Source organism: Sulfitobacter sp. 1A13496 (assembly GCF_043557225.1).
Lineage (GTDB): Bacteria > Pseudomonadota > Alphaproteobacteria > Rhodobacterales > Rhodobacteraceae > Sulfitobacter > Sulfitobacter faviae.
Genome location: NZ_JBIFFP010000003.1, coordinates 140,030 through 153,236, shown reverse-complemented (window position 1 = coordinate 153,236; position 13,207 = coordinate 140,030). Strand labels below are relative to the sequence as shown.

Here is a 13,207-nt window from a genome sequence, read left to right as displayed (position 1 = left end):
TAATACCAAGCACTATATGCTGACCCGGCGGATGATCCGCAGCAAGGACCGCGGCCCATGGATATCGACAACCTTCGCCTTTTCGTCATGGCTGCCGAACGGCTGAACATCTCAGCCGCCGGGCGCGCTTTGGGGATGGCCCCGGCCGTCGCCAGCGCGCGTTTGGCCAAGCTGGAACAAGAACTCGGGGTTGAGCTTTTGCGGCGCACGACGCGGAAGGTCTCGCTATCGCTCGATGGGTCGGACTTTCTGCCCTATGCGCGCGAGATATTGGCCCAAGCCGATGCCGCGCGGGCCATTCTGGGCGGGACCAAGGCGGGGCCCAAGGGCATCCTGCGCTTCGCCGCCCCCAGCAGTTTTGCGCAGCGTCACATCATGCCGCTGTTGCCGGAATTCCACGAGACCTACCCGGAACTGACCCTCGATCTGCGCCTCTCCGATACCCGGTTCGACGCGATCGAAGGCAGTTTCGACCTCGCCCTGCGCAGCGCGCCCTTGACCGACAGCAGCCTGCGGGGGCGCAAGCTGGCCGATGACACCCGCGTTCTTTGCGCCGCACCGTCTTATGTGGAAACCCATGGCCTGCCCGACATCCCCGCCGCGCTGCAGGGGCATCACCTGATCGCTTGGGGCGATCTTGAGCCCCGCGCACTGATCGGGCCGGAGGGGGAAAGCGCCACGTTAAACCCCCAAGAGATGACCTGTCGTGTGATCATGGACGATGGCGATGCGCAGCGCGAAGCGACGCTCGCCGGGGCTGGTATCTCGATCAACTCACTCTGGAGCGTGTCGGATGAAATTGCCGCGGGCCGATTGCTGCGGCTGTTGCCGGGCTGGCGGATGAACGACCGGTCGGTGCTTTGGCTGGTCTATCCGCGCTCCAACGTGCTGACACCCAAGACGCGGTATTTCATCGACTTTCTGATTGCCCACCTCGGCAACCGCCCCGATTGGCGGGATTGAGCAGACCCGAAGCGCGTCAGAAGCTGTGCCAGACCCCGACTTTGACCTTGGTCACAGCGTCGGTGAATTCATGCGACAGGCCCAGTTCCAGAAAGTTGTTTTCCGAGACCTTGATCACATGCGACGGCGCAAAGGCCAATGTCTCATCCCCGTCTGATGGGGCCGCGAACTCCAGCTTGAAAATCGACAGGTTGCCATTCTCGTGGTTGATGCCGAAGCTGCTGTCGATCTTGCCCAGTGTTTCGCCGTCCTCGTAAATGGCAAAGGTGCTTTCCACCCCCAGCCAGCCGCTGCCCCAAGCCCCCGATACCGGACGGCCCCAAGACAGGCCGGGCCGCAGAGCCGCCACCGCGCTGCCATCCCGTTCGGCCCAGCCAAGACCGACTTCGGCGGCGAAAACATTGTCCCCGTCCGAGAGCTCAAGCGGATAGCGCAGAAAGGCGATGGCGCTGACCTGCCCCCCACTCTGGGTCTTGCCGATGTCGAGGCCGAAAGTCAGTTTCTCGGTCACCCCGTATTCGTAGTAAAACGCGCCGAAATCGCCAAAGTCGGGGCCGTCTGCGGTGGTCTCATAGGACAGGGTGACAAAGCTCTTGTCTTCGCCCCGCGGCCACGCCGCCGATGCCACCTCACTTGCCGGGAGGGCGATGGTACCGATGGCCGAGAGGACAACAAGGCGGGACCATATGCGCCGCGTGGTTTCTGAGGGCATCTGTGCTGTTTTGGGCATGATAGGTTCCGCTTAGTCAAAGCCGCTAGGGGCTGCGCGATGAGGTATTAAACGATCGACCGAATGAAATCCGCGAGCTTCAGCGGTTTGAACGGTTTGTGCAGAATGTGATCTGCCCCGAGGTCGCGAAACTTCCTCTCCGACTCGGGCGAGGTTTTGGCGGTGCACATGACGATTTTCGTGTCGTCCAAATCCGCATTGGCCCGCGCACAGCGCAGCACCTCCATGCCGTCGGGGGGTGGCATCATCACATCCAGCATGATCACGTCGAACGCCTGCGTTTCCATCGTAGCAATCGCGTCGAGCCCGGTCGCCGCGAAGGTCGGTTCGATGTCATCCTCGGTCATGATCGCAAACTCGATCAACTCGCGGATGTCATCCTCGTCATCGACGAACAACACTCTCATGCCGATACCCCCTGCTTGGGCACGGCGCCGGTATCCCGGGCAAAACGCACATAGAACGTGGTGCCGGGGTTTTCGTCACCGTCTTCTTCCGAGCGTGTCTCAAAGCTCACATCGCCGTCTTGTCGCAACACCAGCTCCCGCGTGATGGCCAGCCCCAGCCCCGTTCCATTCGCTTGATTTTCACGGGAATGCACGGGGTCAGCGAACCTTTTGAACATACGATCATGGGCGGCTCTTGGGATGCCCGGCCCCGCATCGCAGACATAGAACGTGACCCACTGGTCGTCCACCTCGGCACCGATTTTTACCGTGCCGCCGCGCGGGGTATATTTCACCGCGTTGGAAATGAGGTTGGAGAAGATCTGCTGCATGCGCACGGTATCGACCCGCACATAGGCTTCCTGCGCCGCGTCGGGGCCTTTGTGAATGTCAAGTTGCACGTCGCGGTTCACCCCATAGCCGGTGTTGGCCGCGATGGCTTCCGACAGCACTTCCGACACTGCGACCCGCTCAGTCTGGATGCTGAGTTGGCGCTGGTCGATCGCCTGAAGGGTCAAGATATCGTTGACCAGTACCAACAGCCGGTCGGCATTGCGGGTGGCCATCGACAATAGCTTGCCCGCGTTCTTTGGCATGCTGTCGCCAAAGCGGTCATGCAGGATTTCGAGCGACCCGGCGAGGGACGTGAGCGGCGTGCGCAGCTCGTGATTGACCGAGGTGACAAAGGCCGTGCGCGCCGCCACCAGCCGCTCTTCGGCAGAAATGTCCTGAAGCACGTTATAGGCGATGTAATCCCCATGCAGATGCAGCTTCATCACCCGGCATTGCACCGCAACGCTCTCGTTCTCGGCGGTGGTGATCTGAATGCGGTGAACGGCGACGTCTTCGTCCATCTGCGAAAAGGGCGGGACCATGCCGCGCAGCTTTTGCACGGCTTCGATATCTGAGGACACGCCCATCAACGCGCGCGCCTTGCGGTTGGAGCGGTGCAGCTTGTTGTTGTCGTTATAGACGATCAGCCCGTCGCCGACATTCTCAAAGATCGCGTCAAATTCGCTCTGCGCCACGCGGATCCGTTCGCGGTGCCGTTCGGAAGTGCGCAGGGCCTGCGCCAATTGGGTCGACTGCCGCCGCGCGCGGATCGCCGCGTTGATCACCGTCAGGAACAGGATCGTGGCAAGCCCCACGAAAACCAAGGTGCGCTGCCAGTAATTTTGCAGCACCGCCGGCTTGCTGCGCGTCACGTCGATATAGAGGTCCAGCGCCGGGATCTCCTTGCGGGCGCGGAACACGGGCGTATCGGGGTCGCGTGGAGGCCGCCCCGAAACAAAGGCCCGCTCTCCGTTGGAGGTCACCACCTCGACATACATGTCCTGTTGCAGCCCATCTATCGCAAGCAGTTCCGAGTAGTAATCTTCGCCCAAGGAGGAAGCCAAGACCCCCCTTGCCCGGCCATCGATGCCGATCAAGGGCCATGCAATCGGAGTGAGCCGCCGCCCACCGGCACGCGACACGATAGGCACCCCGACCGTGTATTCATCGACATCAAGGCCAATCGCCGCCTGAAAATAGGCCCGGTCCCCAAGGTACTGCCCCATGAGCGGTTTCACCGTGGCCCAAAGCACGACCCCATCGGCGCCGATCAGCACAAGCGCATCGACCTGCTCGGTCGCCTGCACGGCGGCATTCATCAGATCACCGTATTGCGCCTCGAACTGCGCGGGGTTGCTCAGACGCGCGGTCGACAGCTCATCGATCAGCCCCCACATCCGCACATTCGCAACCGAGAGAGAGGCATCGACCGCCTGCTCGTAAAGCTCCGCGAAGTGCTCAAGCTCCACCTCTGCCCGGGTCGTGGCGCGTTTGTAGTCCGACCAGGTCAGGACCGCGAGCCCCACGAAATAGATCAGAACGGCAGCCGAAATCAGCGCCCAGAACAGGGTCTGCGCGCGCGAAGACGGTTCCGCATCAGCTTTGTTGGTGGGCTCAGTGCTGACCATTCTCGGCTTGGTGTCCTATGTCATTGGCGGCAAGGCAGATGCTGCCCCGCGCGCTTGTTATTCCAGCACTTTCGACGCCTTGAATGCCCCGCGCAAGCGAGGTGGCGACAGCCGCATCCGAGGGCGGCACGACACAAGCGCTGACGCTCAAGGGCCGCGAGGTCCAGCCTTCTTTCACGGTGGCCGAGGCCTCAGCCACGGCTGAGATAAACTGATGCGCCCGCGCTTCAAGCTGGGCGCGATCCGCGTGGAGCGCGCCATAGACGAAAAGATCATCCTCCCAATGGGCGAACCCGTCTTGCGCGGGGATTTCGACCTTGCCGAAAAGCCCGGCCACGCGGCGCTGAAGCTCTTGCCGCTGCGCGCGCGCCGCATCGGATTGGTCACGGTCGCCATCGATGCGGAAGACGATCAAGCCGAGGTCTTTTTGCATCGCGGGCGACAGCGACATGAGATGCCCCTGAAACCCGGATTTACTGCCCAAAAGGCTGGGCACCGTGGCCTCTGACACGCTCGGCGCGGCACGACGGCGCGCGCTGCGGTTTTCGCCCGAACGGCGGCGGTCCAACTCGGATTTCAGCCGCAGGCAACTGCGCATACGGGCCTGAAGCTCAATCCGGTTGAAGGGTTTTGTGACATAGTCGTTGGCCCCCGCCATGAAGGCTTCGGAGAGAGACCCCATGTCTGTTCGGCTGGTCAGCATAATGATCGGTACATCGCTCCATCTGTCCAAGGCACGGATACGGGCGCAAAGCTCGATACCATCGATGTCGGGCATCATTATGTCCATCAGGATCAGGTCCGCCGTGGCCTCATCGCTTTCGATCGCGTCCAGTGCGCTGCGCGGATCGATGAAACTGACGACATCGTCAAAGCCAAGCTCCGAAAGTGTCGCGCTGATGAAATCCTGCGCGATATCCGAGTCGTCGACTGCGATAATTCGTGGGCTCATGATTTTAATTCCACTCGTTAACTCTTTCAAAAACACGCCATCGGCTGTTTTGAAAAACCTCCTCATACCCCGGCATCTGCGATTGCTTCAGCTGCGGGAACCTGCGCAGAATTCTGTCTGCTGTGGCCTGCCCCTCCGCTTGCCGCGGGACCACGATATAATTTGTGCGCGGCACGCCCCCCTCAAGCGCCCAGTCGTAGGCAGGCTCTCCGGCGATCACCAGCCGGTCGATACTCCCCAGACCGACGACGATCTCGGGGTTTCTCTCAACATCTACCATTATATCAGACTTGTCGCGCAAGAATGAAACGACCCCTCGCGCGGGGCGGGACGCTGCGTTTTCCGCGCCGAGCATCGCGTTGGTCCAAGCGCGGGTCTCGTCATGGGCGACATGGCGCATCACAACCGCCGAGGTCAGCAGCGACAGCGCCATCAGCGCGATGGCAATCGGCTCACGCAAGGATAGGTTCGGCCAAAAGCGGATCGCGGCGGCCAAGACCCCCAGCATGGGGGCCAGCGCCATGGCCGGGTCGCCTTCGACATGGAAAAAGACGTTGAGCGTATAGCCACCCAGCACCGCCCCCACCGCCGCCAAAAGCGGCATGAACAGGCGCGGCACCATGATATTGCGCAGGATCGCGATAAGGGCCGCCGGGCCAAGCCCGGCCAGAATGACCAGATGCTGCCGCAGGGTCAGCGGCGTGGCGCTTTCCGACAATAATGGGATCAGGCGGCTGTCGAAGATCATGCTGACGAACATCAGCGCCCCCACGGCGGCGGCCACGGGATAGAACATCGCCACCAGATAGCCGGTCGAGGAAACTGCGATCATGCTGGGCCGTGCCGCGACGATCATGAAGGGCATCGCCCCGAGGCAGAGCATCAGCCCATAGCTGTCCGACAGGGCCACCACCAAAAGCCCCACGGCCACTTTCATCATATCCGGCGCGTTGCCCGTGAGCCGCAGATTGACGATCCCGCGCGCGAAAAGCCATGTGCCCAAGATGCAAAACATCGTCTCTGGCCCATCGGCCAAGGCCCGCAGGAAAAACGGGTTCAGCGCCAAAAGCAGCACCACCAGTGCCGAGGTCACGCCCGAAAACCCGCCCGTATCGCGCAGGTTGAGGAACCACAAGACCAGCAGCCCTGCCCCCACCAACGCGGAGAGCACGAAAGGCACCGGCACCTGCGTATCGGGCAAGACCGCCTGCCCCAAAAGCGACAGCGCATAGGGCACGGGCGGGTAGAAAGCATCGCTTGCCTTGAACTGCGCCGGCCCCTCGATCTGTACGATTGATTTGGCCCAGAGGTCGGTCACGTCCATCGACAGGAAGCCATGCGCCTCAGTCCAGCCGAGGGTGAGCAAAAGCAGCAACGCCAGCGCGACAAAGCCGAAAGACCATGAGGCGGCGCGGATCATTGCGTGGCCTCCGTCGCTTCGGCACTGGCTTCGGCCACCTCATTGGCGGTGTGTTTGGACAGGCCGTGCTGGGTCTTCTCCCAGTAGAACGGGTTAAAGATCAACTGCGACAACGCCTTGTAAGAGGCCACGGTCATCAGCACCCAATAGCCCACCACGGTGATCCCCCAAGGGGCCAGATCGGTCCACCTGCGCCGGAAGGGCGCGACCATCGTGAGATAGATCAGCAAACCATTGCCCGCCAAGAGGTTCACCAACGACAGATAGAGCACCGGCAGCGGGAAATAGGGGGTGATCACCTCGGTCCCGAAGATCAGCCAAATGGCAAAGATCGACCAAAAGACCGGGTTCAACAGGCCCGAGAGCACCGTGCCCCCGATGAAGAAGACAAAGCCAAAGACGCCCGCCGCCCCGACCGATTGCCACAGGTGAATGGGTCTGCGGCTGTGGACGAGGAAGGTCTGCATATAGCCCTTGATCCAGCGCGAGCGCTGGCGCACCCAGTTCGGGATCGAGACATTGGCCTCTTCAAAGGTCGTGGAATCGATGACGCCGACGCGGTAGCCCTTCTGCGTGAGGCGAATGCCCAGATCGGCGTCCTCGGTCACGTTGAAGGGATCCCATGCATTCAATTCGCGCAGCACGTCCATGCGGAAGTGGTTCGAAGTGCCGCCCAGCGGGATCGGCACGCCCAAACGCTCCAACCCCGGCAGCATCAGGTCGAACCACAGCGAATAGTCCAGCGTGAACATCCGCGTCAGCCAGTTCTCCCGCGCGTTGTAATAGTTCAAACGGCACTGGATACAGGCGGTATTGGGCGCGGATTGGTTGAAGGCGGCGATTACCTTTTTCAACTGATCCGGTTCGGGCTTATCCTCGGCGTCGAAGATCACGAGGAAATCACCCTGCGCATAGCGCAGCGCAAAGTTGCAGGCCTTCGGCTTGGTCTGCGGGTGGGAGGCCGGGACGCGGATGATCTCGAACACGCCTTCAAGGTCAAGCTTGCGCGCCGCGTCGATGGTCTCGTGGTCGCCCTCTTCCAGCACGATCTTGATGTCGAGCTTGGCCAGCGGATAGTCGAGGTTGCGCAGCGCTTGGGCAAGGATCGGCAGCACCTCGGGCTCGCGGAACATCGGCACCAGCACGGTATAGATCGGCAGGTCTTCGTCGCGCAGCAGCGATGCCTCGGCCGCGATGGCCCGCGATGAGGTTTCCTGCGCAGCACCGCCGAGCCAGACCAGCAGCGCTTTGAACAGGAAGTTGCCGGTGTAGAACACCGTCAGCAGGACATTCAGCACGATCAACGTGACCACGGGGGCAAAGGCCAGCCCCAGCAGCAGCGCCGAGATCATGAGGTAGATCACCAAGATCTGTGGCGGGGTCACGACGTTCTGCGCCGACATATCGGGGTCAAGCTCGGCGAGCGCAAAGACCGCCTCATGCGAATGTTTCTCGCGGAAGGCGCGCTGCAACTGCCATGACACATCGAAATGCGAGGCCACGACGATGGTCACGCCGGAGCCATAGACCTCACGGATATGCAGCAGCGTGCGCGGGCCGGGGCGCGAGGTGGCGACCGTCAGCGTGCCATCCTCTGCCCGGGCAATCGGCACCGTCATGAATTGGTTCATCACCACCGGATCATACTGGCGGATCAGATCGTCATCGGCGCGGTCCTCGATCAGATCGACCAGCGTCAGCCCGTGGTAAAAGGCGATCTCGCGGTAGAGTGTCTGCGTAGTCAGCCAGCGCCGCGACAGAAGAACCTTGACCAGCGAGACATTCCACTCCTCGGCCAAATCCTCTGCCGCGTCGAGCTGTTCCGCCGTCAGCGCGCCACGGTCAAGCAGCAGCGAACCAATGGCTTCGCTTTCGGCATCCAACGGCACGGTGGCTTACGTCTCGTCTTGGCCGCGACGGGCGCGGTAGACGCGCTGGAACACGATCAGCACAAGCAGCGTCACCAGCACCCAGATGGCCCCCACAATCCACGGGCGGTACTTGGCCAGCATCTGTGCAAGGCTGGTGCGGTCGGGGTAGACGACATCAACGAGCGGGCTGCGGTCGGTGGCGGTGGCAAGGATCACCCCCTCCTGCCCGATCAGCGCCAAATCGCCCCGGTCAAGCATCATCGGACGCTCTGGCGTCAGCTCCGGCGCGGGGCCATTGCCCGGGCGCAGCCAAAGGCCACGGGTATCGCCCCGGGTGACGATCTGCACCACGCCAAGGCGCGACAGGTCTTCGCCCGAATAGATCAGGTTGTCTTGGCGGTCGCGCACCTCGATCCGACCCTGATCGAAGGTGATCAGCGGCTCTGCATCGCCGGGGTTCTGGTCAGAGATCACAAAGAAGGGCTCGTCCCCCTCAAGCGCCTCGACAGAAGCGCGCGGCAGGATAGGCGCGTGGTCCGGGATCACGCTGCCCGCAACGCCCGCAAGCCACGGCAGGGTCTGCGCGAAATCAAGCGAAAGCGCGGGGTCGAGCACGACTTGAACGCCGTCGCCAAATTCTTGTCTCAGGGTAAAGAAGTCCCGATCCTGCGCTGTGGAATCCGAAAGCAGCAAGGCACTGCCGGGCAGGATTTGCGCCGGATAGCCCTGCGGTTTGAAACGACATTCGCCGCCCGAGGGCTGGCGCTGGATCGACACGCGCAGCAGGTTGTCACGACCCAGCAGGCCGCTCGGAACTGAAAAGGTCAGCTGCTCGGGCTTGCCGCTGCCAAGGGGCCGGTTGCCCAACAGCGTGTCGTTCAGAAAGACCGAGGCCGTCGCCCCCCGCCCTTCGGGGTCAAGCGCTGCGGCGACATGCAGGTTCACGCCAGACACGCCCTTGCCCGCCGGAAGGTCGGAGGATTGGAACGGCACGAAGAAGTCTTCGGTCGAGACCACGGGACGCGGGGTGAGGTCGCCCTCCAGCGCCGACAGCGGCAAACGGTCGTCAAAGCGGGCCGGTCCCCCGGCCACATCGACCACGGTCGCGCCTTTGTTCGACAGGGGCGACCACTCCGAGACCAGTTGCCACAGCCCCACCTGCGGATCGCTGCCGCGCAGGTTCAAGACGGGCAGCCCGGCTTCATTGTCCACCGCCATCTCGCTCGCCACGCCCGAGGTGGTCACGTCCAGTTCGATGACCGCTTCGGACCATGCACCCGATGTACTGGCCCCGTCGCCGCCAAAGGTCAGCCGCCCGGCTTCGGCGTCGAACAGCGCAGCGGCGCGGGTCGCAGCGGCCAAGGCGGCGAGGGAGTCGTTGCCCCCGATGGCCAGACGCGTGTCCGCAGGGCGCAGCCCGGCGAATGCCGCCGATGTGTCAATCTCAGACGGGTCCAATTGCAAGGTCACGGAAGAAGCCGCCGTGATCTCAAGAAAATCGCCCGAAGCGCGTTCGTCCACGCAGACCCGATCGCTGAAAGCCCCGGAATAGGACAGGCCCACGGCGATGAACCCGCCCGAAACGTCTTCGGGGCTGAGCGGGACCGGAACACTCAGCCGCCCTGCCCCATCGGGCAGCGCCTGCGAGGTCACCGGACGGCCCGCGACCGAGACTTGCAAATAGCGGTCCACCTCGGTGGTGGAGGCATGTTCAAGCTCAAGCTGCAAGCTGCCCGAACTCAGCGCATCCGGGTTGGGCAGCGGGATATAGATCGTCGCATTGCCCGAAAGCTGCCGGAAGGACAGACCGTTTTGAAAGCCAAGCGCCGCCAGATCGAAAGTCCGCGCGATCAACCCCTCTTGGACCTGCTCTGTGGGGGCGTTCGCCGCATCCTCACCCGGGGCCGTTTGAGCGTGAACCTGAAACGGCAGCAGGGCCGCCAACAAACCGATTGCGGGATACTTCATGGATAGGCTTTCTTAAATTTCTTCAGTGACACTGCGGGCATCGGCCAGAGCCATTTCAATTATACGAATGTCATCGGTCGACAAGGGCGCAGAGGATTCATCGGCATCTTCGGCCACGCGCAGCCCCTTGCGTAGGCGATCTTCGATCTCGGCATATTCCAGCATCGCGGCATTGCCAGCCAGATCGTGCAGCATGCGGTGGACCTTGCGCGCCTTGGTCTCGCGCGGGTCGGCGCCATCCGTCTCGCGCAGCGCATCGGCCACGGCCTGCAACCGCTCCGGCATCCCTTGGATAAAGCGCTTTCGCGTCGCGGCGACGCGTTGTTCATATGTCTCGGTAGGTGCCACAGATTGTCCTTCGTACCCGCCCGCAAAGGAGCCCAGATAGCTCGTTTAGATTATTGTTCGAAACCTGTCAGAATTATGGCGCAATGGGCGATTTTCTAAGTTTTTAAGCGTGAATGCCCAAAATTTGAGCCGTTGAATTTAGGCAACCGCCGCGCTGCCCGGCGAATGCGCAGCCCGCCTCACTAGCCGGCGCCCTCAGACCAAATGGAAGACGAGCGCGACATGCCGCGCCCGCCTTCTCCTATCAGCTTTCCAGCGCCGCAAGAACCGCATCGCCAGTGATCGGCAGATGACGCACCCGCGCCCCGGTGGCGTTGAAGATCCCATTGGCAATCGCCGGGGCGATGACCGTGGTCCCCGGCTCTCCGAGACCCACGGGCACTTCCGTGCTTTCGACGAAAGCGACCTCGATCTGAGGTACATCGACCATCCGCAGCGGCGTGTAAGACCCAAGGTTCAGGTCGACGACATTGCCGTCTTCGATCCGCGTGCCCTCATGCAGAGCCATCGACAAACCCCAAAGCGCCGCGCCTTCGCATTGCGCGCGCGCGCCGTCGGGGTCGACCACAGTGCCGCAATCGAAGGCCAGCCACATCTTCTCGACCGCGACGTCACCGGTTTCGGCATCCACCGCCAGTTTGACGGCGGCGGCGGTCCAAGTCGGCATGGTGCGCGATTGGCCAAAGGTGGTGGCGATCCCGATTGCCGTGCCCTCGGGCAACTCCGTCTGGCCATAGCCTGACATCTCGGCCACGCGCTGCAAAACAGCGGCTTGCCGCGACGCCCCGCCCACCGCATTGGGGGCAGAACCTGCGTTGAGACCCTCGGCCTTCAGGTGATCCAGACGGAACTGCAACGGATCGGCGCCGACTTTATGCGCCGCCTCATCCATGAAGCTTTCCACGGCGAAGTTGGTCCAGCCCGGCCCGACCGAGCGCAGCCAACCGGGGCGGAAGGTCGCATTGGCCAGATCGTTCGAAATCGCCCGCACGCGATGCGCACCGACCGAATACCAGTGATCCGCGCCATCGATGGCGAAGGGGTCATAGGGTTCTTCGTTGACGCCCTTTGGCATGAAGCCCGGTGCCATCACCTGCGTCGGCCAACCGGCGGCGGCGTGATGCTCCATCCCGGTGATGGCTTTGCCCTCATCGAATGCCATGCGCAGCTTTTGCACCGAAGGCGAGCGGATGCTGTCGAACTGGGCGTCTTCCTCGCGGGAGAAGACCAGTTTCACCGGCTTGCCCACGGCCTTGGAGGCCAGCGCGGCGGGCACGATGTAATCGCCGTTCAAACGCCGACCAAAGCCACCGCCCAGCATATAGCTGCGCATCACGATCTTGTCGGCGGGCACCTCCAGCGCGGCGGCTAGTGTCGGCAAGATCAGCGATTGCCACTGGTTGCCTGCATGGGTCTCCCAAACGCCATCGGCGTTTTGGAAGACGGTCGCGTTCACCGGCTCCATCTGGAAGTGCAGCACGGATTGCGTGGTGTATTCGGCCTCTAGCGTCTCGGCGGCGGCATCGAAAGCGGCGCGGGTCTCAGGCTGCTCGGTATGCAGGATCGACCCGGCATCGCTGTCGATCAATTCCCGTGAGCGGGCTTGGATATCGTCTTCGGAGACATCCGCCGTCTCGCCCGCCGTCCAATCGACGCTGATCTCATAGGTGGCCATCCGCGCGGCATGGAGCGTCTTGCCCAGCACCACGACCCAGCCCGGCACGGTGCCCGAGGGATCGTCCAGCACCACCGTCTCAAGATAGCCTTTGACCTCTTTCGCGGCGCTGTCATCGACGGAATTCACCTTGGCGCCATAGCGCGTTGGCGGCAGCATCGGCACGCCGTAGACCATGCCGTCGACCTTGGCATCCAGACCATAGATCGCCTGCCCCGTGGTTTTCGTATCCAGATCAAGCGGATGCACGTCCTGCCCCACGAGCCGCAGATCGGCATGGGGTTTCAACGGCAGGGCCGCCAGTTCGTCTTCGGTAAAGCTGCGGTCGAGCCCTTCGGCCACCAGATCGCCATAGCTGATGCTCTGCGTGCCATCGGTCACGGCCCCGTCGCGCGCAGTCAGACCCGCGGCATCGACGCCCCATTTGGCCGCCGCCGCTTCGATCAGCGCGGTGCGCCCGGCCGCACCCGCCTGACGGTAGATCGGCCAGCTTTGCCAGATCGACCAGCTGCCGCCGGTGACCATCAGGCCCCATTTCTCAGCTGTGTCGACATGGGTGATGTGCACATTTTCCCAAGCGACTTCCAACTCATCAGCCAGAATGCGGGCGATGGCGGTGCCGACGTGCTGGCCCATCTCGGCGCGGATGATGTTGACGTTGACCTGACCTTCGGCGTCGATCCAGTACCACATCGACGGCTCAAAGGGCTGGCCGTTGGGCGCGATCGGCGTGCCATCGGGCACGGCAGGGTTCATCGCGGCATTCGACGCCTGTGGGAAGCCAAAGGCAACGCCAGCGGCGGTCATCGACACCAGAAACCCGCGGCGGGTCATCTGCGGTTGCGCGTCGGAGCCTTTCAGGCGGGACATCAG

General features: G+C 62.6%; 10 protein-coding genes. 1 reads left to right on the top strand and 9 read right to left on the bottom strand.

What is annotated here, in order from left to right; all coding sequences use genetic code 11:
- Positions 1-57 precede the first annotated feature (57 nt).
- Positions 58-963, top strand: a complete 906-nt coding sequence (locus ACGYLX_RS09395) for a LysR family transcriptional regulator (protein WP_394448963.1) — start codon at positions 58-60, stop codon at positions 961-963.
- Positions 964-979: 16 nt separating this feature from the next.
- On the opposite strand, the gene ACGYLX_RS09390 is transcribed toward ACGYLX_RS09395, so the two are convergent.
- The 9 genes from ACGYLX_RS09390 to ACGYLX_RS09350 form a co-directional block, all read right to left on the bottom strand.
- A complete protein-coding gene (locus ACGYLX_RS09390) occupies positions 980-1,693 on the bottom strand; it encodes a hypothetical protein (RefSeq protein ID WP_394448960.1) in 714 nt (237 codons plus the stop codon).
- Between the two features lie 47 nt (positions 1,694-1,740).
- Positions 1,741-2,100: a response regulator gene (locus tag ACGYLX_RS09385; RefSeq protein ID WP_271689246.1), complete on the bottom strand. Its 360-nt coding sequence runs from the start codon at positions 2,098-2,100 to the stop codon at positions 1,741-1,743.
- Positions 2,097-4,100: an ATP-binding protein gene (locus tag ACGYLX_RS09380; protein ID WP_394448957.1), complete on the bottom strand. Its 2,004-nt coding sequence runs from the start codon at positions 4,098-4,100 to the stop codon at positions 2,097-2,099. The genes ACGYLX_RS09385 and ACGYLX_RS09380 overlap by 4 nt, the downstream gene beginning before the upstream one ends.
- Entirely contained in the window at positions 4,087-5,052 is a 966-nt protein-coding gene (locus ACGYLX_RS09375; RefSeq protein ID WP_394448954.1) for a PleD family two-component system response regulator, read from the bottom strand. Before ACGYLX_RS09375 ends, ACGYLX_RS09380 begins: the two co-directional genes overlap by 14 nt.
- A gap of 4 nt (positions 5,053-5,056) precedes the next feature.
- Positions 5,057-6,472 carry a hypothetical protein gene (locus ACGYLX_RS09370; RefSeq protein ID WP_394448951.1) on the bottom strand — a complete coding sequence of 472 codons (1,416 nt, stop codon included), beginning with the start codon at positions 6,470-6,472 and terminating at the stop codon, positions 5,057-5,059.
- Positions 6,469-8,361 carry a glycosyltransferase family 2 protein gene (locus ACGYLX_RS09365; protein ID WP_394448948.1) on the bottom strand — a complete coding sequence of 631 codons (1,893 nt, stop codon included), beginning with the start codon at positions 8,359-8,361 and terminating at the stop codon, positions 6,469-6,471. The genes ACGYLX_RS09370 and ACGYLX_RS09365 overlap by 4 nt, the downstream gene beginning before the upstream one ends.
- Positions 8,362-8,367: 6 nt before the next feature.
- Positions 8,368-10,311, bottom strand: coding sequence for a hypothetical protein (locus ACGYLX_RS09360; protein WP_394448945.1), 1,944 nt, complete (start codon positions 10,309-10,311; stop codon positions 8,368-8,370).
- Positions 10,312-10,323: 12 nt separating this feature from the next.
- On the bottom strand, positions 10,324-10,659 hold the full coding sequence (locus tag ACGYLX_RS09355) for an Hpt domain-containing protein (RefSeq protein WP_394448942.1): 336 nt from the start codon (positions 10,657-10,659) through the stop codon (positions 10,324-10,326).
- 244 nt (positions 10,660-10,903) lie between these two features.
- On the bottom strand, positions 10,904-13,204 hold the full coding sequence (locus tag ACGYLX_RS09350) for a molybdopterin cofactor-binding domain-containing protein (RefSeq protein ID WP_394448939.1): 2,301 nt from the start codon (positions 13,202-13,204) through the stop codon (positions 10,904-10,906).
- Positions 13,205-13,207 lie beyond the last annotated feature (3 nt).